Origin of the sequence: Paenibacillus mangrovi (assembly GCF_022898935.1) — a bacterium.
In the GTDB taxonomy this organism is placed as follows: Bacteria; Bacillota; Bacilli; order Paenibacillales; family Paenibacillaceae; genus Paenibacillus_AQ; species Paenibacillus_AQ mangrovi.
Map to the genome: position 1 here is coordinate 245769 of NZ_JALIRP010000001.1, position 25830 is coordinate 271598.

General features: G+C 48.1%; 28 protein-coding genes. 21 read left to right on the forward strand and 7 right to left on the reverse strand.

Features of this window, described 5'->3' with window-relative positions; all coding sequences use genetic code 11:
- Positions 1-36 precede the first annotated feature (36 nt).
- Positions 37-1566: a flavocytochrome c gene (locus MUG84_RS01020; protein ID WP_244717953.1), complete on the reverse strand. Its 1530-nt coding sequence runs from the start codon at positions 1564-1566 to the stop codon at positions 37-39.
- Positions 1567-1864: 298 nt separating this feature from the next.
- Here MUG84_RS01020 and MUG84_RS01025 point away from each other — a divergent pair, with 298 nt between their 5' ends.
- Together MUG84_RS01025 and MUG84_RS01030 are read left to right on the forward strand one after the other, a co-directional pair.
- Positions 1865-2713: a helix-turn-helix domain-containing protein gene (locus MUG84_RS01025; protein WP_244717957.1), complete on the forward strand. Its 849-nt coding sequence runs from the start codon at positions 1865-1867 to the stop codon at positions 2711-2713.
- A 120-nt stretch (positions 2714-2833) separates the two neighbouring features.
- Positions 2834-4225, forward strand: coding sequence for a sulfatase family protein (locus tag MUG84_RS01030; protein ID WP_244717960.1), 1392 nt, complete (start codon positions 2834-2836; stop codon positions 4223-4225).
- Between the two features lie 90 nt (positions 4226-4315).
- Here the strand turns inward: MUG84_RS01030 and MUG84_RS01035 are convergent, their stop codons facing one another.
- Entirely contained in the window at positions 4316-5221 is a 906-nt protein-coding gene (locus tag MUG84_RS01035; RefSeq protein WP_244717963.1) for a LysR family transcriptional regulator, read from the reverse strand.
- Between the two features lie 198 nt (positions 5222-5419).
- Between MUG84_RS01035 and MUG84_RS01040 the strand changes: the two genes are divergently transcribed.
- From MUG84_RS01040 to pstB, 4 genes are all read left to right on the forward strand, one after another.
- A complete protein-coding gene (locus MUG84_RS01040) occupies positions 5420-6343 on the forward strand; it encodes a phosphate ABC transporter substrate-binding protein (protein WP_244717966.1) in 924 nt (307 codons plus the stop codon).
- 88 nt (positions 6344-6431) lie between these two features.
- Positions 6432-7358, forward strand: a complete 927-nt coding sequence (pstC, locus tag MUG84_RS01045) for a phosphate ABC transporter permease subunit PstC (RefSeq protein ID WP_425313134.1) — start codon at positions 6432-6434, stop codon at positions 7356-7358.
- Positions 7355-8251 (forward strand): phosphate ABC transporter permease PstA, encoded by an 897-nt coding sequence (gene pstA / locus MUG84_RS01050; RefSeq protein WP_244717972.1) that lies wholly within the window; start codon positions 7355-7357, stop codon positions 8249-8251. The genes pstC and pstA overlap by 4 nt, the downstream gene beginning before the upstream one ends.
- A gap of 13 nt (positions 8252-8264) precedes the next feature.
- Positions 8265-9023 (forward strand): phosphate ABC transporter ATP-binding protein PstB, encoded by a 759-nt coding sequence (gene pstB, locus MUG84_RS01055; protein WP_244717992.1) that lies wholly within the window; start codon positions 8265-8267, stop codon positions 9021-9023.
- Positions 9024-9100: 77 nt separating this feature from the next.
- On the opposite strand, the gene MUG84_RS01060 is transcribed toward pstB, so the two are convergent.
- The 3 genes from MUG84_RS01060 to MUG84_RS01070 form a co-directional block, all read right to left on the reverse strand.
- A complete protein-coding gene (locus MUG84_RS01060) occupies positions 9101-10318 on the reverse strand; it encodes an MFS transporter (RefSeq protein WP_244717995.1) in 1218 nt (405 codons plus the stop codon).
- 125 nt (positions 10319-10443) lie between these two features.
- The gene (locus MUG84_RS01065; protein ID WP_244717998.1) at positions 10444-10647 is read right to left on the reverse strand and encodes a hypothetical protein; all 204 of its coding nucleotides are present in this window, start codon (positions 10645-10647) and stop codon (positions 10444-10446) included.
- A gap of 149 nt (positions 10648-10796) precedes the next feature.
- The gene (locus MUG84_RS01070) at positions 10797-11384 is read right to left on the reverse strand and encodes a helix-turn-helix domain-containing protein (RefSeq protein ID WP_244718001.1); all 588 of its coding nucleotides are present in this window, start codon (positions 11382-11384) and stop codon (positions 10797-10799) included.
- Positions 11385-11729: 345 nt separating this feature from the next.
- Between MUG84_RS01070 and MUG84_RS01075 the strand changes: the two genes are divergently transcribed.
- The 12 genes from MUG84_RS01075 (at position 11730) to MUG84_RS01130 (ending at position 19758) form a co-directional block, all read left to right on the forward strand.
- The gene (locus MUG84_RS01075) at positions 11730-12884 is read left to right on the forward strand and encodes a polysaccharide deacetylase family protein (protein WP_244718074.1); all 1155 of its coding nucleotides are present in this window, start codon (positions 11730-11732) and stop codon (positions 12882-12884) included.
- 117 nt (positions 12885-13001) lie between these two features.
- Complete coding sequence (locus tag MUG84_RS01080) at positions 13002-13289, forward strand: Dabb family protein (RefSeq protein WP_244718077.1); 288 nt, start codon at positions 13002-13004, stop codon at positions 13287-13289.
- A 154-nt stretch (positions 13290-13443) separates the two neighbouring features.
- Entirely contained in the window at positions 13444-13869 is a 426-nt protein-coding gene (locus MUG84_RS01085; RefSeq protein ID WP_244718097.1) for a DUF86 domain-containing protein, read from the forward strand.
- A gap of 211 nt (positions 13870-14080) precedes the next feature.
- Positions 14081-14530 (forward strand): hypothetical protein, encoded by a 450-nt coding sequence (locus MUG84_RS01090; RefSeq protein WP_244718100.1) that lies wholly within the window; start codon positions 14081-14083, stop codon positions 14528-14530.
- Positions 14531-14550: 20 nt separating this feature from the next.
- A complete protein-coding gene (locus MUG84_RS01095) occupies positions 14551-14925 on the forward strand; it encodes a YtxH domain-containing protein (RefSeq protein ID WP_244718103.1) in 375 nt (124 codons plus the stop codon).
- 193 nt (positions 14926-15118) lie between these two features.
- The gene (racE, locus tag MUG84_RS01100; RefSeq protein WP_342346083.1) at positions 15119-15934 is read left to right on the forward strand and encodes a glutamate racemase; all 816 of its coding nucleotides are present in this window, start codon (positions 15119-15121) and stop codon (positions 15932-15934) included.
- Positions 15935-16075: 141 nt separating this feature from the next.
- A complete protein-coding gene (locus tag MUG84_RS01105) occupies positions 16076-17275 on the forward strand; it encodes a M14 family metallopeptidase (RefSeq protein ID WP_244718110.1) in 1200 nt (399 codons plus the stop codon).
- Positions 17276-17474: 199 nt separating this feature from the next.
- Positions 17475-17714, forward strand: coding sequence for a hypothetical protein (locus tag MUG84_RS01110; protein ID WP_425313135.1), 240 nt, complete (start codon positions 17475-17477; stop codon positions 17712-17714).
- A gap of 115 nt (positions 17715-17829) precedes the next feature.
- Positions 17830-18132: a HesB/IscA family protein gene (locus tag MUG84_RS01115; RefSeq protein WP_244718116.1), complete on the forward strand. Its 303-nt coding sequence runs from the start codon at positions 17830-17832 to the stop codon at positions 18130-18132.
- A 35-nt stretch (positions 18133-18167) separates the two neighbouring features.
- Positions 18168-18392 (forward strand): YuzB family protein, encoded by a 225-nt coding sequence (locus MUG84_RS01120; RefSeq protein ID WP_244718119.1) that lies wholly within the window; start codon positions 18168-18170, stop codon positions 18390-18392.
- A gap of 106 nt (positions 18393-18498) precedes the next feature.
- Positions 18499-18774: a hypothetical protein gene (locus MUG84_RS01125; protein WP_244718122.1), complete on the forward strand. Its 276-nt coding sequence runs from the start codon at positions 18499-18501 to the stop codon at positions 18772-18774.
- A 159-nt stretch (positions 18775-18933) separates the two neighbouring features.
- Complete coding sequence (locus tag MUG84_RS01130; protein WP_244718125.1) at positions 18934-19758, forward strand: aldo/keto reductase; 825 nt, start codon at positions 18934-18936, stop codon at positions 19756-19758.
- A gap of 113 nt (positions 19759-19871) precedes the next feature.
- Here the strand turns inward: MUG84_RS01130 and MUG84_RS01135 are convergent, their stop codons facing one another.
- Positions 19872-21011, reverse strand: a complete 1140-nt coding sequence (locus MUG84_RS01135; protein WP_244718146.1) for a THUMP domain-containing class I SAM-dependent RNA methyltransferase — start codon at positions 21009-21011, stop codon at positions 19872-19874.
- A 446-nt stretch (positions 21012-21457) separates the two neighbouring features.
- On the opposite strand from MUG84_RS01135, the gene MUG84_RS01140 reads away from it, so the two are divergent.
- Positions 21458-22093 carry an O-methyltransferase gene (locus MUG84_RS01140; protein WP_244718149.1) on the forward strand — a complete coding sequence of 212 codons (636 nt, stop codon included), beginning with the start codon at positions 21458-21460 and terminating at the stop codon, positions 22091-22093.
- 147 nt (positions 22094-22240) lie between these two features.
- Here the strand turns inward: MUG84_RS01140 and MUG84_RS01145 are convergent, their stop codons facing one another.
- On the reverse strand, positions 22241-23452 hold the full coding sequence (locus MUG84_RS01145) for an MFS transporter (protein WP_244718152.1): 1212 nt from the start codon (positions 23450-23452) through the stop codon (positions 22241-22243).
- Between the two features lie 205 nt (positions 23453-23657).
- On the opposite strand from MUG84_RS01145, the gene hemE reads away from it, so the two are divergent.
- Together hemE and hemH are read left to right on the forward strand one after the other, a co-directional pair.
- A complete protein-coding gene (gene hemE, locus MUG84_RS01150) occupies positions 23658-24707 on the forward strand; it encodes a uroporphyrinogen decarboxylase (protein WP_244718155.1) in 1050 nt (349 codons plus the stop codon).
- A gap of 46 nt (positions 24708-24753) precedes the next feature.
- Positions 24754-25704, forward strand: coding sequence for a ferrochelatase (gene hemH / locus MUG84_RS01155; protein WP_244718158.1), 951 nt, complete (start codon positions 24754-24756; stop codon positions 25702-25704).
- Positions 25705-25830 lie beyond the last annotated feature (126 nt).

Consider the following 25830-nt stretch of genomic DNA (forward strand, 5'->3'; position numbering starts at 1 on the left):
TTTGACTTTAATCTTGATACACTATATGTTTTGAAATTATTGTGCTTGTACGAATTCAGCCGATTTCAAACCAGATTGGCGGCCGAAAATAATAATCTCCGCAACGGAGTTGCCGCCGATCCGGTTTTGACCGTGCAAGCCGCCTGTAACTTCGCCTGCTGCAAACAGTCCCGGAATAGGTTTGTTGTCTTTATTCAACACTTCCGTGTTCGTGTTGATTTTCACGCCGCCCATGGTGTAGTGAATCCCTGGGCCGATTTTGATTGCATAGTATGGCTCGCTGGACAAGTCGTTGTCCATTCCTGTGGTTCTGCCGAATTCGGCGTCCTTTTTATTCTTTACCGCGGCGTTCCATGTATCGAGCGTGGTTTTTAGCTGATCTGCCGGAACACCCATTTCTTTGGCTAAAGCCTCGATCGAATCCCCTTGAAGGACAAAGCCCATTTTTTCATATTGATCAATCGCTTTAACGCGGGATTTTACGCCGGAATCAAAAACAAGATAAGCTGATTTTTCAGGAAGTTTATTGATTGCGGCGGTGACATGGTCACGAGTATCCAGCTCGTTTGTGAAACGTTTGCCTTCACTGGAAACGAGGAGTGCCCCTTCTCCGCGAACAGCTTCCCCAATGAGGTAGGATTTGTCTTGCTGCACCGTTGGGTGAACTTGGATTTGATCCATATCTACCGTTACGCCGCCGAGTTTTTCAATCATCTTAATGCCGTCGCCGGTGCTGCCTTTTTGGTTTGTGGTTACGTACCCTTTCAAATCGGGTCTAACCTCGGCAATCATGTCCATATTGGCTCCGAAACCGCCAGTTGTGACAACGACGGCATCTGCTGCAATATTTTTCTCCTCTTTCTCGTTGAAGGTGACTTTGACGCCGTTTGCTTTGCCGTCTTTTTCCGTAATCTCCGTCACGTTAGCATTTACAAACAGCGGAATTCCTTGTTCTTGAATATTTTTCAGCAAACCGTTGACAAGGTATTGTCCTACCGCTGAGCCATCTTCAGGACGGTGTGTGCGCTTTTCGTTCATACCGCCAGTTATCGTGATATTGTTCAATCGAATTCCCATGGAATCCAGCCAATCGATCGCACTTGCAGAATTGTCAACGAAGAAACGAAGCATGTCTTTGTCGTTTGTACCATGACCGCCTTTTAAGGTCTCTTCATAAAATAAATCATTGCTGTCTTCAATGCCTTGCTCTTTTTGAAACTTGGTTTCAGAAGCATTCATTCCTGAAGATGCTTTTAATGTATTCCCGCCGGCAATCGGCATTTTTTCAAAAATAACCGGGTTCATGCCTTTTTCTTTTGCCTGAAGGGCAGCAGACATACCGGCACCACCTGCACCGACAATGATGATATCGTATTTATCTTTTAGTTGGTCGTACGGTGTATAGCTGGTTTGAGACGCTCCCGAAACGGCTTCTACCTCCTTGGTCGCTTCTTTTTTCGTATTGCCCTGACTCTGGTCTTGGTTCTGGTTCCCGCTGCCGCATCCGGCGATCACGAGCATGAAAGAGAGCACGAGAGTAAGCGTCGCTGCTACTTTCTTTTTCATGTTTTACCCCTCCGCTTTTCTATGTTGTTGAAGCACACCCCATTTTAATATACCTTCGCCTTAAATATAGTGAAATAATTCACAATCAGTTGAATATTTGCAGCCGTAATGGGTTGGTGGGCTCTTCGTATACATATATGATTTTTTACTAAGCAAATGCAATATTTAGAAAGAATCGTGGCAACTTACAGGCTAATTGGGAGGATTTTGTATCTTAATAGAGAAATGAACTACGCTTTATCTTAATGCTATATGCAGTCGCTTCTTCGTTTCATTTTGCCAAAGGAGTCGAGAATATATGACGGTCAGTATTCATGAACATATCCGGTTCTCTTTGTTTCATGTAAGCGATTTTACTTATACTACCCGAAATTTAACACATGAGGCCCAGCCCTTTTTTACGTTTTCGTTTATTTCGGAGGGATCCGTTCGAATAGTTGCGGATGGAAAAACATACTTCGCCAGCACCGGAGACGTCATGGTGCACAGTCCAAATATTCCATTTTCGGTTCATGCCAACAAACCCGGTACACATATGTTTATAAACCTGGCTTTAAGCGTAATGGACCAGGTCGACTTTTTCAAGCTCTACCCTTTACCTAGGGTAATTACCTTGCTCAATCCTATGCAATATCAGAAAAACTTTCTATTGCTCAAATCGGTGTGGAATCACGCGGAAGACGAACTGAGAGATATGAAATCGACGATGTTAGTCTTTCAGCTTCTGTATGAAATGATAGAGAGTGCTGGAATCGGCAAGACATCACAAGTCAACAAAGAGCAGTCTACTCCGGATTATCTTGCGCAAGTTATTCCATACATCGAAATGAACTTGAAGGGGCGGCTTACCCGAGAGGAGCTGGCTAAAGTCGCTCACCTAAACCCGGTATATTTCAGCCGATTGTTTCAGAAATCATACGGCATTACCCCTATGAAACTAGTCCAAAAACTTCGGATGAAACGCGCATTGCAAATGCTAGAGAATTCGGAGTATACAATCGAATTTATTGCTGTAGAATGCGGATTTTACGATGCCGCCTACTTTAATCGAATGTTTCAGCGAATCTACTTGATGACACCTGGTATGTACAGAAGACAACTGGAGGCAAGCAAGAGACGTTTTTATGAGCAGGTACCTGATGTTTAGCCACGACCCAAACAAACCCAAACAGAAGTATCTTTTATACAATCAAGAGTTCCAGACGTACATTGTACGATTCGAACGGGTATTTTACGATGTTTGTATATCCAAAAGGAGGACAAACCAGTGAAAATTTTGTATCTGGACATTGATTCGCTTCGTGCCGATCATTTGGGCTGTTACGGCTATCAACGGGACACTTCCCCTAACATCGATCGAATAGCGAAAGACGGCGTAAGGTTCGAAAATTACTACACGTCGGATGCCCCTTGCGCTCCGTCTCGGACAGCTCTGTTATCAGGACGATTCGGCATTCATAGTGGGCTGATCGGACATGGCGGAACCGCTGGCGATTATCGCCATGAAGGCGCGGGGAGATCGTTCAGCGACCGCTTGGCACGGGAAAGTTTGCCTGCCTTTTTACGGAGGCAAGGGCTTCATACAGCGTTGATCAGTACGTTTGCCGAACGGCATTCCGCCTGGACATTTTACGCTGGTTTCAACGAGATGCATAATATCGGTAAAGGCGGGGGGGAGAGCGCCGAACATGTGACTCCTACCGTAATGAAGTGGATTGAAGCAAATGCGTCCAAGGATAATTGGTATTTGCACGTCAACTACTGGGATCCGCATACCCCTTACCGTGTACCCTTCGAAAATGGTAACATGTTCGAAGATGATCCGTTGCCAGACTGGCTTACGGAAGAAGTGTTCGATGAACATATGCGCAAACGGGGACAGCACACTTTGACCGACATGAACAACCTGGCCCAAACGCACTATTACCGCTATCCGCGGCATGGAAAAATGATTGAGAAGCGTGAGGATCTCCGCGTCATCCTGGACAATTATGATTCGGCGATCCGCTATGTCGACGAGCATATCGGAAAGTTGCTCCAGTGCTTCGAAGAACAGGGCGTTCTGGACGATATGGTTATTATCATCAGCAGCGATCACGGCGAGAGCATGGGTGAACTAGGGATATATTCCGAACATGGAACAGCCGATCAGGCTACCTGTCGAATTCCGATGATCATCCGATGGCCCGGTAAACGAAGCGGAAGTGTCGACGACGGACTGCACTATCAGCTGGATCTTGCACCGACGATCGCTGAACTGCTCGGTGCGGAAGCCCCATCCAGCTGGGACGGCATCAGCTATGCTGGAACAATCGATGGCGGAAAGCAGGAAGGGAGACCTTATCTTGTCCTATCGCAATGCGCGCATGTATGCCAGCGCAGCGTTCGTTTTGACGATTGGCTGTACATACGCTCTTACCATGACGGGCATCATGGATTTCCTAAGGAAATGCTGTTTGATTTGAAGCATGATCCTCATGAACAAATCAATTTGGCGGAAACGCGGCCAGAAGTGTGCCGGCAAGCGATTTATTATTATCAAAGCTGGCACGACGACATGATGGCGTCCATGCCCTTTGATACGGATCCATTATGGACAGTTATGAAGGAAGGCGGGCCTTTTCATGCGAAAGAATATGCTCCAAAACGGGCGGAATAAGCCTGAATAACATTAAAGGGCATCTCTACGATCTTCATGATCTAAGGAGATGTCCTTTTTTTTTGCAAAGACATACTTTATTCAGCCCCTTTACTCCGCCTTTACAAATTCCCTCACATACTTCTGAAACTGCCGCCGAAGCGGCGAGAGCGGCTGGTCCGCGGCATATGCAAGCACGCCGTACACATCAGGATCGGCTTGTCCGGGCAGCGGCAGGGACTTCAGTTCAGCGGAAGCCAGTTCCCTTTGGATGCCTGACAGCGGGAAGATGCTGATGAATTCACCGGACCGCACAATGCTTTTTACAATTTCCGGGGAATCGGTCTGGGCCCGCTCCCACAGGTGAATGTTGCAGGCGGCGGCATAAGAGCGTGCGTAGTCCATCATGTACGAGCCTTCCCCGTGCTGGACGAAGAACTGTTGGGTAATGAGCTGATGCGTCAGTGACTTGAGACCGGCAAAAGCATGCGATCCAGAGAAAATCAAAGCTATATCCTCTTTTACAATTTTTTCTTCTTTTACAGTCTTCATCATTTCTGTTGAGGTTTGTCCTGTATAATAAAAAGCCAGATCGATTTCCTGGCTCAGCAGAAGCTCTCTAATCTCTTTGGTGGATTTGATGTCCAGCTCGATCTGAATGCCCGGAAACTGGCTGCAGAAGCCTGCGATCAGGGGAGGGAGAATATAGGTGCCCATCATGCAGTCCGCTCCGATTTGCAAATATCCTTTATTCAAATCCGCGTAGTCTCGAACCGCTTTTCGAGCCTCCTGCGCCATACCTGTCATCTTTACCGCATAAGGAAACAGCGCCTTACCGGCTTCCGTTAACAAAATTCTGCCGCGCTTCGATTCAAATAGGGAAACTCCCAGATCTTCCTCCAGACTTTTCATATGAAAAGTTACCGTCGGCTGTTTCATATTCATTTCTCTCGCCACATCCGTCACTTTTTTCAGCTTCTCTATCAATACAAGAATTTGCAATTTTAACAAATTCACTGATCTTCCCTCCCCAAAATCATGCTTCTGAATCAAATTATAGAGAAAATCTATGTTTTTATAAAGAATATGTATAAATTTTTGTTTTTTATTTTACAAAACACTTTATTTCACAAAATGATAGAGGACTACAATGAATTTGTCGGCAGCGAGATGACGTTGCTATGACAAACACAGAACAGGGGGAAACAAAAGATTATGAAAATCAAGAAACCGTTACTTATGATTTGTACGTTGGCACTGGTCGTAATGCTGGCAGCCTGTGGTAGCAAGGATACCCAAGGAGGCAGCAGCGCTTCGGGAACGGCGAATAATGATAAATCTTCTGAACTTAGTGGCTCCGTACTGGCAGTAGGTTCCACAGCACTTCAACCACTGGTTGAGCAAGCAGCACAAAAGTTCATGGCTAAACCTGAGTATTCCAAAATTCAAGTACAAGTGCAAGGCGGGGGCAGCGGAACAGGCTTGACACAAGTTGCTGGCGGCCAAGCGGATATTGGTAACTCCGACGTGTTTGCAGAAGAAAAACTGAAAGACGAATCCAAAGACTTAGTTGACCATCAAGTGGGAGTTATAGCTATGGCTCCGGTAACCAATAAAGATGTAGGCGTAGATAACCTGACGCAAAAACAACTGGTTGATATTTTCACAGGAAAAGTAACGAACTGGAAAGAAGTTGGCGGTAAAGACGAACCTATCGTCATTGTAAACCGTCCATCCAGCTCCGGTACACGCAAAACTTTTGAAAAATATGCACTTGGTCAAAAGACAGAGGACCTGAAAGGCTCTATTCAAGAAGAATCTTCAGGCACAGTTAAGAAAATCGTTTCGGAAACTCCTGGTGCGATCGGATACCTGGCTCTTTCCTACCTCGATGACAAAGTCAATGTTGTGAAATACGATGGCGTTGAAGCTACCGTTGAAAATGTAAAATCCGGTAAATATCCGGTATGGGCATACGAGCACATGTACACTAAAGGCGAACCAAAACCAGAAGTAAAAGCATTCCTGGATTACATGGCTTCTGATGAAATTCAAAACAACGATGTAGTAGAGCTTGGATATATCCCAGTTTCCCAAATGGAAGTTAAACGCGACGCAGACGGCAACATCACGAAGTAAGGACGATTGAACTCTTAAAAGCTAGAAAGAGGCGGAAGGTTATTCTGCCTCTATTTTCACTTTAGAAAGAAGGACAACGATGAAAACTATGGATGAAAGGCCTGTTCAGGTAGGCTCAGCACGTTCTGGCCGCTTTAAAAAACATCACGCTGAAGATCTTGCGGGCCGGAGCTATACGTTTATTTGTGTGGCTTTGCTCATTGTCATCATCATCTCAATTGTATTTTTTGTCGCATCCAAAGGACTTTCAACATTCTTTCGTGATGGCGTCAGTGTTAGCGACTTTCTGTTTGGCTCCACTTGGGATCCGGAAGGCAACCAAGGGGATCCGGTATACGGCGTGCTGCCGTTTATTTTCGGTTCTTTTGCCACATCGCTTCTTGCGGCTCTGATTGCCAGTCCGCTCAGCATTTGTGCTTCTCTGTTTATGACCGAAATCGTTCCCGGTTGGGGCAAAAAGCTGCTGCAGCCCGTCATTGAGCTGCTTGCAGGCATTCCATCCGTTGTCTACGGCTTTGTCGGTCTGACGGTTCTCGTTCCGTTTTTGCGAAATGTGTTTCCGGGCCAGGGCATCGGGATCGCCGCAGGTTCACTGGTGCTCTCGGTTATGATTTTGCCGACGATCACAAGCGTAGCGACGGATGCACTCTCCTCGCTGCCGCGGGGATTGAAGGAATCCTCGTTTGCTCTTGGGGCAACTCGCTGGCAAACGATCTCTAGAGTTATTTTGCCAACCGTGCTGCCTTCTATACTTACCGGTATCGTACTTGGGATGGCACGTGCGTTCGGCGAGGCGCTGGCTGTACAGATGGTTATCGGGAATGCGCCGCATATTCCGCGGTCGCTGTTCGAGTCCGCATCCACACTGACCAGTGTGATCACCCTTGATATGGGCAACACGGTGATGGGCTCCGCTCATAACGATGCGCTGTGGAGTATGGCGCTCGCACTGATGTTTATGACCTTTATCTTCGTACTCCTCGTTAGGCTCTTGGAAAGGAGAAATCGGATTTGAAAGCGAAACTGACTGACAAAATTGCTACCTTCTTCATCGTGTTCTTTGCCTTGCTTATCGTCGCTGTGCTTGTAGGACTCATTGGATTTATCTTGGTGCGAGGCCTGGGCTATATAAACTGGTCATTTTTAACCTCGCCTCCTCAAACGATCCGCGCCGGGGGCGGCATTGGTCCGCAACTGTTCAACTCTTTATTTTTGCTTGTTCTGACGTTAATCATAACCATTCCGCTGGGACTTGGCGCAGGTATTTATATGGCGGAATATGCGAAGCCCGGTAAATTCACCAGCGCGATTCGCCTTGTCGTCGAAGTGCTGTCATCCTTTCCGTCGATCGTGATTGGTCTGTTCGGCATGCTTCTCATCGTCAACTTGTTAGGCTTTGGTTTCTCGCTTTTCTCAGGTGCGGTGGTGCTGACCATATTTAACCTGCCTCTGATGGTGCGTATTACGGAGCAGGCGTTCCGCAGCGTACCGAAGGAGCAGAAGGAAGCAGGGCTTGCGCTTGGATTGTCCAAATGGAAGATCATTACCTCCGTCTTGTTCCCGGTGGCGCTGCCAAGCATTGTCACAGGTACGGTCCTGGCTTCAGGCAGAGTATTCGGTGAAGCAGCCGCTTTGCTCTATACGGCAGGTATGTCCACGCCGCGTCTTGATTTTACAGACTGGAATCCGATGAGCCCGACTTCGCCGATTAACCCGTTCCGTCCAGCAGAAACACTTGCAGTGCATATCTGGAAAATCAACAGCGAAGGCTTGGCGCCGGATGCCGCACAAATCGCCGCAGGTGCTTCGGCAGTGCTCGTTATTCTGGTGCTGGCATTCAACCTGTTCGCTAGATGGATTGGCGGCGTGCTGTACAAAGCCTTGACAGCTTCCAAACGTATGGGATAAGGGGGACATCAATATGCAAACAACATCGTTTCGTACCGAGCATCTCAGCGTATTTTACGGACAATATGAAGCGGTTAAAAATATTAGCCTGAACTTTCCCGAACAGAGCGTTACAGCTCTAATCGGACCCTCCGGGTGCGGCAAATCGACGTTTCTACGATCGCTGAACCGGATGAATGACGAAATTTCGCAAGCCAAAATCAAAGGGCGCATCTGGATCGACGGAGTGGACATCAATGATCCCTCCACCGATGTCATCCAGCTCCGCCAGAAAATCGGGATGGTATGGCAGAAGCCGAACCCGTTTTATAAATCCATTTATGAAAATATTGCTTTTGGTCCAAAGTATCACGGCATTAAGAACAAGAAGCAGCTCGATGAGATCGTCGAGTCCAGCCTCCGTAAAGCGGCACTGTGGGATGAAGTCAAGGACCGCCTGAAACAGTCCGCATTGTCCCTCTCCGGCGGCCAGCAGCAGCGTTTGTGCATTGCCCGCGCTTTGTCGGTAAATCCACGCATCCTGCTTCTGGATGAGCCTGCGTCGGCGCTCGACCCGGTTTCGACGTCGAAGGTCGAGGAATTGATCGTCGAACTGAAAAAGGAACTGAGCATCGTCATCGTTACCCATAACATGCAGCAGGCGGCGCGTATATCCGATTACACCGCATACTTCTATATGGGCACTCTGATGGAACATAACGAAACAGAAGTTATTTTCACCAATCCCGAGAATGCCATGACCCAGGAATACATTTCTGGACGGTTCGGGTGAATCGCATGAAAAAAAGGGTATCCCCAACGAACCTTCAGGGATACCCTTTTTGACGCTTCATATGATGTGTATTCCTCTTAGTGGCCTTCTGCTCTGTCTATATGCGTGAGATGGCGACGACGGACCAGCAATGTAACTACACCCAGAAATACCATCACTGCTCCAAAATAAAACGGAGTTTGTGGGTTGTACCATTCGGACAGCTTGCCTGCGAGCCACGGAGACACAGCGCCGCCAAGGAAACGGACGAAGCTATATGCGGCGGAAGCGACGGAACGTTCGACAGGAGCAGCCTGCATAACGGCCGTTGTAATCAGCGTGTTGTTGATACCGAGGAAGATACCGGCCACAATGACGCTAACGATAACCGTTTTAGGAGAATGATTGTAAGTTCCGATCCCCATGATGATCAAAAGGACCGTAAATAAGGTGAGAACCGTACATATGGATTTAACGACGCTGAACCGCTTCTGAAGCTTGGGAGCGACGAATACAGAGGTAAAGGCAAGCAGGATGCCCCAACCGAAGAAAACGTAGCCGAGCCCATGCTCATCCAGTCCCATGACGTATGGAGAATAAGCCATCAGCGTGAAGAACCCAAAGTTGTACAGGAACGCCGTAATGCCGAGTGTCAGCAGTGCCGGATAAGACAAAGCTTTAAAGGGATCGGCAAGAGAACTTGCTTTTTTAGGTTTTGGAACCGAAGGAAGCATAAAAATGATGAAGAAAAAGGCAATTAGCATCAAGCATGCGACACCAAAGAAAGGACCGCGCCAGCTGATGGAGCCAAGCTCACCGCCGAGGAGTGGTCCGACAGAAATGCCAAGACCCAGTGCAGCCTCATACAGGATGATGGCTTTGGCTGTACCGGAAGTGGACAGGCTTACAATGGCGGACAATGCGGTTGCGATAAACAGAGCGTTACCAAGGCCCCAACCTCCGCGGAAGCCAACGAGTTGGGCGATAGAGCTTGAAAATCCGCCGAGTGCGGAGAAAATCGTAATCAGAAAAATACCGGTAAGTAGTGTTTTCTTAATTCCAATCCGGCTCGAAACGACGCCCGTGATCAGCATCGCTACGCCTGTGACCAGGTTATAGCTGGTGAAGAGAAGGGACACCTGGCTTTTGCTGGCATGCAGCTGCTCAGCAATGGCCGGCAGGATCGGGTCAACGAGTCCGAGACCCATAAAGGAAATGACGCAGGCAAAGGCAATGGCCCATACTGCCTTGGGCTGGGATAACAGCCCGGATTTCTTCTGTTCAAGTTCCAGAGGATGTGAAGCTGGGGAATTCATAAAATAGATAACCTCCAAATTTATAAGATTATTTTCAATTGTTCAAATATGCCCATCACAAAAAACGCCCCTTATGTTCTTAATGACATACATCATTGTAATCCTATCTAACGTTAACGTCAACGTTAACTTTTGGTTCTTCGAAGAAATCCCACACGTTCAAGCAGTACTGCACCAGCTAGTCCGGCTGCCGCACCGGCTATACCACCAATACTAACCGTCCATATCACCGAAACGGGCTCAAGTCCGAACAGAAAAGCCAAGCCGCTGGCCATCGTCGTACCCGTGAGCACACCAAATGCAACCCCGGCATCCTTACCAATCTTCATAACAGCGCACCTTCCTTTACTATGAATAATTCCATCATCTAGATTGGAGCTTACTATGCCCAAAATAAAACAGCTCTATAAGCCGGGCGAATACCGGATCATAGAGCTGTTTACCATGGTATGGCTTGGTTTGACGTTTGGCTGAGAATTCAAGAGTCGTGCAGAATGCAGTCCGCAAACAGGATGAATTTCGGGATACGGAAAAAGAGTTCGGCTCGATCCTGGAAGCTTGGAGAAGGAAGAGTTCCCTGGTGCAGCCATTTTCGGAACGTCCCCGGGTGGATATGCATCCATTCGCTGACGTCGCTGACGGATAGATCATGGACCATGCATAGACCCGTGAGAATCTTGTTGTCCACCGGTGAGCGTGTCAGTGTTCTGCGCATAAACCGTGAAGATGATGGTTGGCAGATAATCGGGCTGTTCACCGTAACGGCGCGGTTAAACAGAATATGATGCGGGTAGCCGAGAAACTGACACACCTTGTCGAGATTCTTTTTGCCGGGAATCCGTCCCTCGTAAACCCAAGCACTGACGCTCCGTGAAGAAACGCCAAGCTCTTCAGCCAACTGCGAAAGCTTGATATCATTTGCCATCAATACTGCTAAGAGTACCCGGTTGCGGATTTGGCAGCGGGAAGGCTTACGAAAACGCTTGACGCGTATACCTTTTCCTAAATATTTGCGGTTGATCAGAGACCACGCCTGAATTGAATGTTGTTCTTGTTGTGTAGGCATATTTCCTCCGACAGTTTTTCTTAAAATTCTACATTTTTATGGACCTTATTTCAATAGTAACTATCGCCCATCTCTCCGTCTTTCTTCCTAGTAAAATGCCGCTCACAACGGCAGAAACAGGTTGTTTGGCATATGTCTTTCCCTATCATTCTCCTTTATACCCTTCAATTACCAATAAGGTTACAAAAATGGTTACTGAATTGAAATTGAAACGGCTCACGGATTCAGTTACAATGCAATGGAACTAGATTACTAGATTCGATCGAATAGATTTGAGAGGATCACATGAAGAGCTTCGCGCCTACAAATCTAGTCAAAATAAGCAAAAAAGGTTGGTAGAGAGAATTGAAAAAGCTATTGCAATGCTCTAAATGGGTATTATCGTTTGTGCTTATCTTCAGCTGCGTTTTTTCCGCAGGACAAATCACTGCAACAGCAGAAGGAAGCTCAGTAGATACGGTAAAATATTCCGTTTTTGCTGCGGTTAATGACACGCTAATCACTTATCCGATGTCCCCGGTCATACATAAAGGCACTTTATATGTTCCTATTGTTCAAACAGCAGCGGCTATGAATGTGACTGTACAGTACTCGAAGGGTAATGTCACATTGACTCATAGCGGTGGGAAGTCCGTAACGCTGCCGGCAAATGGCAGCAATACCTTTGTGAAAAACGGCAGAACATTTATCGCGTTCCGCGTCATCAGCGAGAAATTCGGGTTTAAGCTGTCCTATCTGCCACAGCAGAATGTTTATCGTGCCTTGAACAGCGGCGCTAAGCTGACAGATGCGCAGTTTGCTGCCAAATACAGCAGCTATATTCAGCAGCATAAGGCGGTGACGCCTCCGCCAGCCAAACCATCCAAGCCCGAATCAGGTAAAGGCTCCAAAACGATTTACATTACATTTGACGACGGTCCGTCTCCATATACGCCTCAGCTGCTGAATGTGCTGAAACAGTATAATGTGAAGGCAACATTCTTTATGCTTGGCAACCAGATTGCCAGTCATCCTGCTTCAACTGCGCGTATCGTCAAAGAAGGGCATGGCGTGGGACTTCATGGCATGACGCATCAGAAAAACAAGTTTTACGCTTCACCATATTCGGCCTTGAATGAGATGAATATGGACAACAAAAAGCTGCATGATGCAGCGGGTGTATACACGAAGCTGATTCGCGTGCCATATGGCAGCAAGCCGTATTTCACGAAATCATACCGCGATCAAACGGCCGCTGCAGGATATCATCTGTGGGACTGGAACGTCGACTCCAATGACTGGAGATATCAAAGCAACCCGCAAACCATTTATAACAATGTCATGAGAGACATTAAAAATATGGAGAAAAAAGGAGTTACGCCGATCGTCCTGTTCCACGATCAGAAAGCTACCGTTTCCATTCTGCCTAAGGTGATCAAGTCAATCCAGGCGGAAGGCTACACGTTCAAGCCGATTACGAATGACATGACGCCGATGAATTTCTGGCACGACGAGCGTTAAGATTGAAAGCCCCGGTTTCCGGGGCTTTTTGTTTTATAACTTCTCTTTTCCTGTGCGGATGGATATGGTATATTTTTTTTGTAACCTTTTACAAGTAGGACAAGGAGAATGTATGCCATGATTAAACATATTGTTTTCATTAAATTAAAAGACAGAACTCCGGAAAGCGTTGACAAGACTGCAGCGATCCTGCGCGCGATGAAAGGGCAAATTCCGCAATTGCTGGCGATTGAGGTGGGCGTGGACGTGATCCATTCGGAGCGCTCTTTTGATATTGCTCTCGTAACCGAGGTGTCTTCTCTGGAAGATCTGCAGGCTTATCAGGTGCATCCTGTACATCAGGAAGTCATCCGCCATTTGAATGAAGTAAAGGAATTATCCGTTAGTGTGGATTACGAAATCTAGCAGATAGGAAGACTGTTTATGAGCGATTTGGAATACCCGATGGAGACATTGACTTTGCTTGTCGTGTTTGTCGTGGCTATTTTTGTCATGTTTTTCTGGCTCAAGCGCCGCGGTAAAAAAGGCGAATAATATCTGCAGCTTGGAGGTACAGGCCGTGTATTATGTAAATCAGGAACAAATTCAGCATAGACTAGACGCGATTCCGCAAATTGCCCAAAGTTTGACAAAGGCTGCCGAGTCCTGGGACGGAAGCGTCGTGCTCGGTATGGTGCAGGAGCGTGCACTGCATTTGGCGATTGAAGTTGTAACAGATGTAGGGAGCTATTTGATCGACGGCTTCATTATGCGTGACGCCAGCAGTTATGAAGACATCATGGAGATCAACCATGAGGAAAAGGTATTCGATGATGAAATCTTCGATGTCCTTTTGAAGTTGGTTAGCCTCCGCAAGCCTTTGGTGCAGGAGTATTATTCGTGGAACCGGAGCGAGCTGCATCCATTGACACCGGTGCTGCCGGATATTTTGAATAAGTTCGCCGTTCAGGTACGTGAATATATCCAGCAAGAGCTCGTATTGTAAATGGCATCTAAATGATAAGGTTCAATATAAGGTAAGCCCATTCTGACTGCCGGAGTGGGCTTGTTGTTTTTTAATTGCGTCTATAGGCGGTTTTTACACCGTAATATTTTTTTGAAAATAAATGCTGTCTTTTGTGTCAAGACGACCTTCCCCTGCTTATAATATCCTACAAATAGGCATTAGCCCGTAAGGGTGAAGGGAGTGACACACCATGGTGGAATGGGGCGCGGTACTGCTTGCTTGCGGATTCATACTGTTCGCCGCTGCAGCAATGCTTCTGCTACATACCTTGAGAAGAGTACTGCTGCGGACAGAAGACGTGCTTGGCAAGACCGGTCAGGAGATTTCCCAGCTGGCTACCGAATCCAAAGAGCTGCTCGTGCAGGCTTCGGCGACCTTGTCGCTGCTTCAGAAACGGGTAGAGGAAGTGGAGCCGTTCTGCGAATCGCTGAAGCTGGCTGGTGAGAGCCTATCGAAAACGGTGCAGCGGGCCGATTCCATCATGCAGCTCGTGACCGATTCTGCCATGGAACGTTTGGAGAGAGCCCACCGGGAAAATGAGCTCCATTTAGCGGAGGCTTTCCGCTGGCTGGATGCCGGACTCACGGTTTGGCATTCCTTCAAGCGTCAGTCTGAGCCCCTATCGGATGATCATGCCTGAGCCGAAGGAGAGATGAAGCGATGAAGGAAAAGAACAAAAGCTTGTTGTGGGGCGCTTTGATCGGCAGTGTAGTAGGTTCGGTAACGGCACTGCTGCTCGCGCCGAAATCCGGCAAGGAGCTTCGCCAGGATATCACTGAAGGCGCCAGAACGGTTGGAAGTAAGACAACGGAGCTGGCAGGCAAAGTCGGCGAGCAGGGTGCTTTTCTGATCGAAAGGGTTAAAGATACGGCCGGAAATGTCATTCAAGATATTCGCAACTGGCGCACGCCCGGATCCGGGCAGGGGGACGCTGGAGAGAACCTCGAGCTGGCCCAAATTTCTTCTTGTGAGGACGACGGCGAGCAGGATTTGATTATTGCTGAGAATTCGAAGCAGGACGCTGGCGACTTGTAAAACACAGCATTGATCCAGGTGGGCTCTTATTCCTGTTTATGGGAAGCGGAGCCTGCTTTTGCGCGTATTCATGATGGCATAGGCCATTGAACCTCCGGTGGATTTGATTTATGATGTGAGGTACGTTTAATCTTTATTTTTCATATGTTAAAAAAGAAAGAGTATAAATCGAAAAGAAGGAAGCGGTGTGTTCGTGCAGCAAGCAATCGCAATATTAGACTCGGGTGTGGGTGGCTTAACGGTTGTCAAAGAAGTGATGAGACAGCTTCCACGGGAAAAAATCATCTATTTTGGAGACACGGCCCGCACACCTTACGGACCCCGTTCGTCCGAGGAAGTAAAGCATTTCACGGAACAAATCGTGGATTTTCTGATTCAATTTAACCCCAAAGCCATTGTCATCGCTTGCAATACAGCAACGGCTGCGGCACTGGATTATATTTCCGAAAAAGTGTCCATACCAGTGATTGGTGTCATTCATCCGGGTGCCAGAGCGGCGATCAGCGCCACAAGGACAGGGAATATTGGTGTGATCGGTACGATCGGCACAATCAGCAGCGGAGCTTATACGACAGCACTGCACCAGCTTTCGCCATATGTGGAAGTGCTCAGTGAGGCCTGTCCGGCACTGGTCCCGCTTGTAGAGCAGGGACGGTTCCGCTCGGATGAAACGACAGCAATCGTTGAAGATTCCCTGAGGGGCATGAAAAGCTCCCCGATAGACTGCCTGATCCTGGGATGTACCCACTATCCTTTTTTGAAGGAGACCATTCAGGAGGTTATGGGAGAGAAAGTAAAGCTGATCAGCTCGGCGGATGAAACCGCGAGGGAAGTCAGCACCATCCTCTATGATAAGGGACAGCTTGCGAGCAGCAACGAAAGTCCGGTACATCAGTTTTTCTGCAGCGGGGACCCAGATATATTTCAGAAAATCGCCAAGACTTGGCTCGGAGAGCAGATCCAGCGTACTCCGGTGGTTTGGCAGGTTGCCAGGTTTTTTGAATCGTAAAGTTCATATCGGAAAATGAAAAAGAACTCTGCTCAAACAGGGTTCTTTTTTCGCATGGGCCAAGGTACCTTAGTCATACACTTTCCAAAAGAACATCGCAGAGCAGCGGTCAATCATAGGCCGCCGGAAAGGAAGACGTCTATGCAGCAGTATACCGTATGTAAGGGGGATACCTTGGAGCGAATCGCCGCACGCAGGGGATTATCCAAGGCCCATATTATTAATGCCAATCCTTGGGCAGAGGAGCAGCCATATTTGCTTCCGGGACAGATTATCTTTTTACCGTCCTCACCGAGAAGAAGATATGTTATACAGCCGGGCGACAGCCTGGATCAAGTGGCAGAGGCTTTTCAAGTTCAGGAAGCATCACTGCTGGAGATGAACCCGGGAATATCCGGGAGTTATTTTCCAGAAGGACGTATGCTGGTGCTGCCACACACCGAAAAGAACCGAATTGTAGAGCTCAAGGGAGAATACGGGTACCAGCAGCTAACTCAGGATATCAGGAGGCTCACACAGTCCTATCCGCGAATTGCAGGAGGTACGATTGGTGAAAGCGTGCTGGGCAAGCCAATTCCCTACCTGAGGATCGGGGAAGGTGCCAGAATCATTCATGTTAACGCTTCCATACATGCGAATGAGTGGATAACGACACCTTGCATCATGCGTTTTATTGAAGATTATGCTTACGCTCTCAAGGAAGTCAAGCGCTGGAATGGGTATGATCCAAGACTATGGTTTGCCCAGTGTACCTTGTGGGTTGTACCGATGGTGAATCCGGATGGCGTGGAACTCGTGCAGGAAGGAATTCAGCCGAATAATCCCTATTATGAACAGTTAACCGAATGGAATGGAGGGCGTATCGATTATCGTCACTGGAAGGCGAACCTTAATGGCGTGGATTTGGGGGATCAGTTCCCTGCCCATTGGGAAGAAGAGGTGCAGCGCCGCGGGAAAAAATCCCCGGGTCCTAAAGATTATGCGGGGGTTGCGCCACTCAGTGAGCCTGAGGCTGCTGCACTCGCGGCATTTACCGTGAAGACTTCTCCGGATGCTGCCGTTTCTCTGCACAGTCAGGGACAGGAGATCTATTGGAATTATCGCAATTATGAGCCGAAGGAAAGCCGGGAAATGTCGCGGAGACTTGGTCAGGCAAGCGGATACCGTCCCGTAAAGCTAGAAGGCAGCGATGCAGGGTATAAGGACTGGTTTATTCAGGAGTTTAGGCGTCCGGGATTTACAGTTGAGATTGGCCTCGGCAAAAATCCACTGCCGCTTGACGATTTTGAGAATGTCGCACTCGAAACCGGTCTTGTCATCGCCGAACTGTTATCGATATGAAAACACTTTGAAACATTTTCTGTAAAGTTACGTATAATACGTTAGAGGGAGCGGGCGTAGCATGTTTTGTACGATCGTTTCCTCTCTCAAGATACGTCGATAGATATTTTTCTTACGAAAATTTCACATTTAGTTCACAGGAAGGGATTGGACATACATGAAGAGGAAAAAACTGCCTCCAATCCAGCGATGGTCACATATGCCAGGTCAATTGTGGCGTTATCTCAGCTCCTCACAGGTTTCCATCTTGGACAAGCTTTCATTTGTAGTTCCGGTGCTGCTGTACTGGGTTTTGCCGGATGTCATGCCCTTTGTCCCGATTGATGATATTGGAGTCACGCTCATAGTAATGGGCTGGTTCGTTTCCCGCATGGAAAAGAAATACCCATCTTTATCCGCACCCGACATCCATCCCTCGCCGAAAGGGAGAAACAGATAAGTCGTCTTGCGAAGCGCTGAGCGTTTCTTTACAATAAAAGAAGCATTAATTCAATTTATCGTTTTAAAGGATTAGCCGAAATCCTAATCATGTCAAAACAGGAGATGCAGCCCCAATGAAATGCAAAATTACACGTAATGCTGCCAAGGTTCTTCAAAAGGAACTGGAGAAAGAAGAAAACAGCGGACTTAAGCTGCGTGTGTTGGTAACCCATGCTCATGGAGATCACGCACACTATGGTCTGGACCTGGACAAGCCGGGAGAGAACGATGAGGTTGTAAGCACGGACAAGGGCATCGACGTGCTGCTTAACCGCAATGAACCGATGCTTGATGGAGTGAAAGTGGACTATCTCTACTTTCCGAATGAAGGCTTTGTCATTACCAACCCATCCAAGGGGAATCACGGTGACCACTAAAGGTTATTCGAATATGGAAGAAAAGGGTGCGAACCATGGCCAATGATATCCGTATATGTGATAAGTGTAACCATATACAGTTGAAGAGTCTTGTTCCGAAGCTGAAGAAAATGGCTCCGGATAGCGAGATTCAGATCGGATGCAAGTCGTATTGCGGCCCCTGCGGCAAACGGGCGTTTATTTATGTGAACGGTCGATATATCAGTGCACCGACAGAGGCGGAAGTACTCGCGAAGATGGAGCCTTTTATTAAGTCATAGGACCGCATACTGGAAAATGCTTACGGGATTGCTGTGCATAGATCCTTGCAGGAAGCTCCATCCTATATGATGGATAGGAACTTTCGAGTGAAGGAGAGATCAGCCCATGGCATCCAGACATGATTCCAGTCTTCAAACGCAAAATCCGATTTCCCAAGCGCAAAATTCGGTGGAAAAGCTGCATAATGCGGTTTCCCAGGCAATGTCCCACCCCACGGAACAAATGGTGGAGCAGGCTACGAACACGCTTGCTCATACGGAACTGGCGGTTGACCAGGCCGGCGACAGCCTGAATGGACAAGCCGTCGAATTGGTGGAGGAAGCGCTGGCAGAGGAGAAAAGCCGCTTGGCTTCCATAGCCTCTGACAATCACGGAGAATAAACGAAATAAGTTGCCTGTCTGATCCTGCAAAGTATCGAACTTTGCAGGATTTTTGCTTCTATGAAGGAGGGGCTTTTTTGGGAATCATTCTTCTCTATGCTATAATGGACATGCTTTCTTAATCATGCATCTCATTATTCACGGAAGGTTGTGAAGGACATGAAACACATTACGGACTGCGCCACTCTGAACAACGGAGTTACCATGCCATGGTTTGGTTTCGGTACATATCAGGCGAAAGGCAATGAAGTATATGAAGCCGTCAAGGTTGCACTGGAAACAGGGTACCGCAGCATTGATACCGCCGCCGTGTACGGTAATGAGCAGGAAGTAGGCAAGGCGATTGCTGATAGCGGCATTGCCCGAAGCGAAATTTTCGTCACGACCAAAGTATGGAATGATGATCAGGGATACGATTCTACGCTTCGCGCTTTTGAAGATAGCCAGAAACGCCTTGGACTGAATGTGATCGATCTGTATTTGATCCACTGGCCGGGCAAAGATAAATTCAAGGATACGTGGAAAGCGATGGAGCGCCTGTACGATGAAGGCAGCATCCGCGCCATTGGCGTGAGCAATTTCCACGTTCATCATTTACAAGAGCTCATGAAGGACAGCAATGTAGTGCCGGCTGTCGATCAGGTGGAGCTACATCCGGGGCTGACTCAGCAGGAGCTACATGACTATTGCAGAGCTCACGGAATTCAGATCGAAGCATGGGCTCCTTTGATGAAGGGCAAGCTCAGCGATAACACGACGCTGCTCGGCATCGCCCAGAAATACGGGAAATCGCCGGCGCAAATCATACTGCGTTGGGACATTCAGAATAGAATCGTCACGATTCCGAAATCGGTAACGCCTTCGCGCATCCGCGAGAATGCGGATATTTTCGATTTCGAACTGACGCAGGACGAGCTGAAGCTAATCGATGCGCTGAACGAAAATAAGCGGATCGGTACAGATCCTGACAAGCTGTTTTTCTAATCAGTTTTTCGTCATAACCAAAAATCCCGGACTGCCTTTTCAGGCGATCCGGGATTTTTTTAAGATTATAGAATTAATAATTTTTCCGCAGGCTGAACATATGCTTCGCAGTCTTAATGCTTGCGCGGCGGAAGCGGCCCCAGGAACTGATAATATTGGCACTCGATCCGGCCGTTAAACAGCTTGCGTCTCTTATCGGCTTTACGGCCGAAGTAATGCTCAAACTGCTTGGTCGGACTGATGGCGAAGAAGGACCAGGTCGGCAGCTGTGCAGCGGTATGGCCTAACTGGCGAATCAGCTTCTCAACCTCGTTTTTCTCACTCAAGCGTTCCCCGTACGGCGGGTTGGTGATTAGACAGCCATACTCACCCTCAGGCTTGGCTTTAGCTGCAGGGAGGACGTTGAACGTGATTTCACGTCCAAAGCCTGCACTTTTGGCAGCCGCTTTGGCGACTTCAATAGCCTGCGGATCGATATCACTTCCAGTAAGCTGCAAAGGCTCGTCATCCTGAACAGAGTCATAAGCTTCTTCACGCGCTTCTGTCCACAGCTGCTCGGGGATGATGCGCCAGTGCTCGGAAGGAAAGGAGCGGCGCAGTCCCGGTGCGATATTCCAGCCCATCATAGCGGCTTCGATCAGGAAGGTGCCGGAACCGCAGCATGGATCATAAAGTGGCCGGGAAGCATTCCAGCGGCTGAGCTGCAGCAGAGCAGCGGCCATCGTTTCCTTGATCGGCGCTTCCGTCACTAGCTTGCGATAGCCGCGCTTATGCAGGGCCGGTCCCGTTGTATCCAGCGTAAGGAGCGCCACATCTTTATGCAGATTCACTTCGATGACGTAACGAGCGCCGTTTTCCTGGAACCAATCGGTGTGGTAGCTTTGCTTCAATTTTTCGACGATGGCTTTTTTAACAATCCCTTGGCAGGCAGGTACGCTGCTCAGCTGGGAATGATGCGAACGCCCTTCGACAGGGAATTCCCCGTCAGACGGAATCCAGTCTTCCCAAGGCAGCGCCTTGGTTCCTTCGAACAGCTCGTCAAAGGTTTTGGCAGGGAATTCACCCATTTTTACAAGAATCCGGTCCGAGGTGCGGAGCCACAGGTTGCAGCGGCAGATATCCTTGAGATCTCCTGCAAAAGTAACTCTTCCGTTTTCGACCTCAAGGTCGGTGTAACCCAAATCTTTAAGTTCACGCGCGACGATGGCCTCCAGGCCCATCGGTGCGGTTGCAATCAATTGCAAGCGGGGCATATGCGGTTTCAACTCCATTTTCAGCCTTTATTTCAGTTTGTAAGTTATGGATTAACATAGGAATTAGTTCTTGACAATTGTGCGAGGAGTCCGCTGCGGTTACGGATCGTTCTTCCGATCACTGTTGTCTCCAAATTTCTTGATTATAACCTTTATAAGGTTGAAATTCGGAGACAGCCCATGCTTTCGAGGCGAGCTTTCCTTTGGAAAGCTTTCAGGCGACCGCTTCGCTTCTTCAGAACGATTCCGTCCCATTCGCTACCTGTGCTTCTTGTCAAATACTAATCAGAATGTTGAGCCTGTCGTATATAAATGGAATTGAAGCTCGAATAAGTCTTCAAACCATTCTATAATAGTATAGGTGAATGTGAGTTCAGAAACAAACCATAAGTTAACGCCATCAATGATTGAATGTTGAATGTTGAAAGTGAAGGAGAGTCTTAGCCATGAGTCCTGAAGAATACGCGGACCATTTTCTTGAAAATGATGAGCAGCTTGCTCGTGTGAAACAAAATATTGCCGAGAAGGGTATGCCGGAGATTTCGATCGCACCGGGTTATGGCCGGCTGCTGACCCTGCTGGTGTCGGCAACCAAAGCGTCGCAGGTGCTGGAAATCGGGGCACTGGGCGGCTACAGCGGTATTTGTCTGGCCAGAGGCCTGACATCCGAAGGTCTTCTTACGTCACTGGAGCTCAAGAAGGAATTCGCAGACGTTGCCCTTCAGCATTTGACCGAAGCTGGGTTCGGGGAACAAGTGGAATATAGGATCGGCGAAGCCGCAGACAGCTTAGAGAAGCTTAAGCAGGAAGGCCGGAAATTCGATTTCTTCTTTATCGACGCCGATAAGGAGAACTATCCATTATATCTGGAATATGCGATTGAGCTTGCGAATCCGGGAGCCATCATTGCCGGTGATAACACATTTTTGCGCGGAAGAACCTTGAATCCAGACAAAAATGGCCCATCGGTTCAGGCGATCCGCCGATTTAACGAGCAGATGGCCACCGATGAGCGTTTAATCGGCACGATTTTGCCGGCATACGACGGATTGGCTGTCGCTATGGTGAAGCCGCAGGCGTAACAGCAACCAGGTACAAAAAAAGGTGGTGCAGGATGTCATCCTGCCCACCTTTTTTAATCTATTGGAATTCATAATTTCCGGGGCCCCCGCAAAGTTCCTGAATCCGCTTCGAAGCAAAGTCCCCACTTTGTGGGGGTATTTTGCGGGTTAACGGTATTCAGGCGATTTGCGATGTTTGAACAGCTTGAGCCGTACCCAAATCATGTTCAGCAGAAGCATACAGCCTGAGATAATAAACAAGCCTTCAATCCCAATGAAGCCGGATAAGAAGCCTCCGACCACCGCGCCGAGCATGTTGCCGAGCGCAAGCGTGCTCGTATTGAAGCCGAACGCCCGGCTCTCCATGCCGTCAGGCGTATACGAGCGGATCAGGGCATTGACGCTTGGGAGCAAGCCTCCCATGAAAATACCCATCAAAAACCGCACGATAATCAGCTGCCATACGGACTGCACAAAAGCCTGTGGAATCATCGTAAGCCCGGCTCCGATCAGGGCGTAGGTCAAGATGCGGTGAGCTCCCACCTTGTCGCTGACCTTGCCGAGGATCGGTGAGGTAATCATGTTGGACACGCCGGTAACGGCGGTGACCATGCCGGCCCAGAAGGCGAGATTAACTGTCGAACCATGAAGCTTCTCAACATATATCGGCAGCAACGACATTGGGCTCATCATAGCGAACTGCAGCAGGAAGGTCACGGCGAACAAAGCCGGAAGCTGAGGGATTTGCGCCAGCTCTTTGAATCCGGCTAGAACTGAGATTTGCGGGACTTTCGCGGCTTCTTCGCGGTTAAAGTTTTCTTTGACGAGGAAGAGCGCAAGCAGTGTGGCTACAAAGATGAGAATGCCGATAATATAGAAAATAGGGCGGAATCCGAACAGATCCGCAAGGCTCCCTCCAATGAGTGGGCCGAGAATGGTTCCTGCCACGGAGCCGGACTGCATGATCCCCATTGCAAAACCCATCCGTTCTTTCGGGGTCGTGCTGGATACCAGGGAAACCGAAGCCGGGTTGAAGCCCGATATCGTACCGTTCAGCAGCCGGAGGAGCAGCAGTTCCCATGGATTGCGGGCAAAGCCCATCAGTGTAATGACAATCGCCATCCCGAAGCCGGAGCGCAGCAGCATGATTTTGCGTCCGTAACGGTCGGCAAGCTTACCCCAAAAGGGCTGAAAAATAAATGAGGTCAGGAAATTGGCTGCAAAAATCAATCCTGCCCACATGCCGATCTGCTGCTCACCCTGAACTCCCAGATCCTTCGCCAGATACAGGGACAGGAACGGGGTAATCATTGTCATTCCAGAGTTGACCAGAAACTGGCCAATCCAAAGTACAATCAAATTGACTTTCCACGATTTCAATGTGCTTTTCACTTCCTTTCTCTTGTGACTGCAATAGCAACATGAAAAACACAGATTGTTTCAGTATAACATATTTACCCAAGGCGGCCCGGGTAGCAGAATTCATACTATTGTCATGTGATTTAATAGGCAGCCAGTTGTTACTTACTTTTAAAAAGGGCATAATATTGATTAGAGAAATTCTAAAATAATTGGAGGCCTTTTCATGACCTACAACGATACACTCATACGAGCCAGCTATAAAAAGGACGTAGATCATGTTCCTGTCTGGTATATGAGACAAGCGGGCAGGTACGATCCTGAATACCGCAAAATCAAAGAAAAATATACGCTTCTTGAAATTTGCCGTCAGCCGGAGCTTGCAGCAGAAATCACAATGATGCCGGTGCGCAAGCTGGGTGTGGATGCTGCTATTTTGTATTCGGATATTATGAACCCGGTAGCTTCGCTTGGCGTTGATTTTGATATTGTCAAAAATATCGGCCCGGTCATTGACAATCCAATCCGCAGTAAAGCCGATGTGGAGAAGCTGCGTCCGATCGACATCGACAAGGATTTGTCCCACATTATGGAGACGATCCGCATTTTGGACCGCGAGCTTGAGGTTCCCTTAATTACGTTTGCTGGAGCACCATTTACGATTGCCAGCTACCTGATTGAAGGGCGTCCTTCCAAAAGCTATATTTTGACGAAAACGCTAATGTACAGCGAGCCTGAGGTCTGGAACATGCTGATGAACAAGCTGGGCGATATGGTGATTACATATGTGCGGGCCCATATTCAGAACGGCGGCAAGGCATTTCAGCTGTTTGACAGCTGGGTTGGTGCGCTTGCGCCGCAAGATTTTCAAAAATATGTGCTGCCAACCATTACTCGTATCTTTGCCGAACTTTCAGATTTGAATGTACCCAAAATATATTTCCCTGGCGTAAGCTCCGGCGAGCTGCTTCCGACACTTACACAGCTTCAGGCGGATGTCATTGGTCTGGACTGGAGAGTTTCCATCGCAGAAGGACGCAAGCGTACTGGCGGCAAATTTGCAGTGCAGGGTAATCTCGATCCGTATATTTTGACGGCTCCTATGGACATCATCAAGCAGTATGCTAAAGAAATCATTGACGAAGGCATTCAGGAACCAGGCTATATTTTCAATCTGGGACATGGTTTGTTCCCTGAAGCGTCGCTGGACAAACTGAAGGAGCTCACTGAGTATATCCATGAGTATTCGGCCTCAGCTTTGAAGAACGGAAAATAATAAACTATTAAATCTAGACCCATATTAATCAAGAGGTGATCGTTTCGTGAAAACAAAAGTAGGCGTGCTTGTGATGTCCTATGGAACTCCTGAAAGCATCGAAGGTATCGAAGCGTATTATACGCATATCCGCCGTGGACATGCTCCATCTCCTGAGCAGCTTGAAGAGCTGGCTGACCGTTATAAAGCTATTGTAGGCGGCGTTTTCCCGCTGCGTGAAAATACGAACCATCAGGTAGACAGCCTGCAAAAAGCGTTAAATGAGAATCCTCGTTTATCCGAAGTTGAATTTGTCTGCTATCAGGGTCTGAAGCATGCAAGTCCGTTTATTGAAGACGGCGTGGAGCAGATGGCCAAAGACGGCATCAAAAAGGCAGTCGGCATCGTGCTTGCCCCTCACTACTCCACAATGAGCGTGGAAAGCTATATCAAGCGTGCGCAAGCGAAAGCGGATGAGCAGTGCGTGGAATTTACCTTTGTGAAGAGCTATCATCTGCATCCACAGCTGATCGAAGCTTTTAGCCGCCGTGTGAACGCGAAGCTCGATCTTTTCAAGGAAGCGGGAGCCGAACGTGACGACGTACGGGTATTGTTCAGCGCGCACAGTCTGCCAGAGAAAATTCTGGAGCTTGGCGATCCTTATCCGGAACAGCTGTTGGAAACCTCCCGTGCTATTGCTGAAAAAACAGGTGTTACCTCTTGGCAGTTTGCATGGCAGAGCGCCGGACGCACCTCGGTGCCTTGGCTGGGTCCAGATATTCTGGAGACTCTCCGTAATCTTAGCAAGGAACAGGTTGAAAATGTGCTGGTTGCTCCGATCGGCTTTGTATCCGATCATCTGGAAGTTCTCTATGACCTGGATATCGAAGCACAGGAAGTCGCCAAGGAGCTGGATATGCGCTTAATGCGTATCGACATGCTGAACAGCGATCCGCTGTATATGGAAACGCTTTGTGATTCCGTCATCGATCAGCTAAAACAATCAAATTTGGTCTAGAATACAGCTATTTCTCTATGGAACCTCCCGCATTAGCGGGAGGTTCTATTTGCTTGTGCGGCCCTGATATAATAGTATGGATTCTGTAAAACAAATCTATCAAAATATGAAAAAAATTTAGGAGGA

What these genes read in the sequence shown, in the direction of transcription:
- MUG84_RS01020 (WP_244717953.1), bottom strand. Translation starts at nt 1,566, where the DNA reads ATGAAAAAGAAAGTAGCAGCGACGCTTACTCTCGTGCTCTCTTTCATG.
- MUG84_RS01040 (WP_244717966.1), top strand. Translation starts at nt 5,420, where the DNA reads ATGAAAATCAAGAAACCGTTACTTATGATTTGTACGTTGGCACTGGTC.
- MUG84_RS01120 (WP_244718119.1), top strand. Translation starts at nt 18,168, where the DNA reads ATGGCCAATGATATCCGTATATGTGATAAGTGTAACCATATACAGTTG.
- MUG84_RS01125 (WP_244718122.1), top strand. Translation starts at nt 18,499, where the DNA reads ATGGCATCCAGACATGATTCCAGTCTTCAAACGCAAAATCCGATTTCC.
- MUG84_RS01135 (WP_244718146.1), bottom strand. Translation starts at nt 21,011, where the DNA reads ATGCCCCGCTTGCAATTGATTGCAACCGCACCGATGGGCCTGGAGGCC.
- MUG84_RS01130 (WP_244718125.1), top strand. Translation starts at nt 18,934, where the DNA reads ATGAAACACATTACGGACTGCGCCACTCTGAACAACGGAGTTACCATG.
- MUG84_RS01090 (WP_244718100.1), top strand. Translation starts at nt 14,081, where the DNA reads ATGGTGGAATGGGGCGCGGTACTGCTTGCTTGCGGATTCATACTGTTC.
- MUG84_RS01095 (WP_244718103.1), top strand. Translation starts at nt 14,551, where the DNA reads ATGAAGGAAAAGAACAAAAGCTTGTTGTGGGGCGCTTTGATCGGCAGT.
- MUG84_RS01105 (WP_244718110.1), top strand. Translation starts at nt 16,076, where the DNA reads ATGCAGCAGTATACCGTATGTAAGGGGGATACCTTGGAGCGAATCGCC.
- MUG84_RS01115 (WP_244718116.1), top strand. Translation starts at nt 17,830, where the DNA reads ATGAAATGCAAAATTACACGTAATGCTGCCAAGGTTCTTCAAAAGGAA.
- MUG84_RS01065 (WP_244717998.1), bottom strand. Translation starts at nt 10,647, where the DNA reads ATGAAGATTGGTAAGGATGCCGGGGTTGCATTTGGTGTGCTCACGGGT.
- hemE (WP_244718155.1), top strand. Translation starts at nt 23,658, where the DNA reads ATGACCTACAACGATACACTCATACGAGCCAGCTATAAAAAGGACGTA.
- pstC (WP_425313134.1), top strand. Translation starts at nt 6,432, where the DNA reads ATGGATGAAAGGCCTGTTCAGGTAGGCTCAGCACGTTCTGGCCGCTTT.
- MUG84_RS01025 (WP_244717957.1), top strand. Translation starts at nt 1,865, where the DNA reads ATGACGGTCAGTATTCATGAACATATCCGGTTCTCTTTGTTTCATGTA.
- MUG84_RS01070 (WP_244718001.1), bottom strand. Translation starts at nt 11,384, where the DNA reads ATGCCTACACAACAAGAACAACATTCAATTCAGGCGTGGTCTCTGATC.
- MUG84_RS01110 (WP_425313135.1), top strand. Translation starts at nt 17,475, where the DNA reads ATGCCAGGTCAATTGTGGCGTTATCTCAGCTCCTCACAGGTTTCCATC.
- MUG84_RS01080 (WP_244718077.1), top strand. Translation starts at nt 13,002, where the DNA reads ATGATTAAACATATTGTTTTCATTAAATTAAAAGACAGAACTCCGGAA.
- pstB (WP_244717992.1), top strand. Translation starts at nt 8,265, where the DNA reads ATGCAAACAACATCGTTTCGTACCGAGCATCTCAGCGTATTTTACGGA.
- MUG84_RS01140 (WP_244718149.1), top strand. Translation starts at nt 21,458, where the DNA reads ATGAGTCCTGAAGAATACGCGGACCATTTTCTTGAAAATGATGAGCAG.
- MUG84_RS01060 (WP_244717995.1), bottom strand. Translation starts at nt 10,318, where the DNA reads ATGAATTCCCCAGCTTCACATCCTCTGGAACTTGAACAGAAGAAATCC.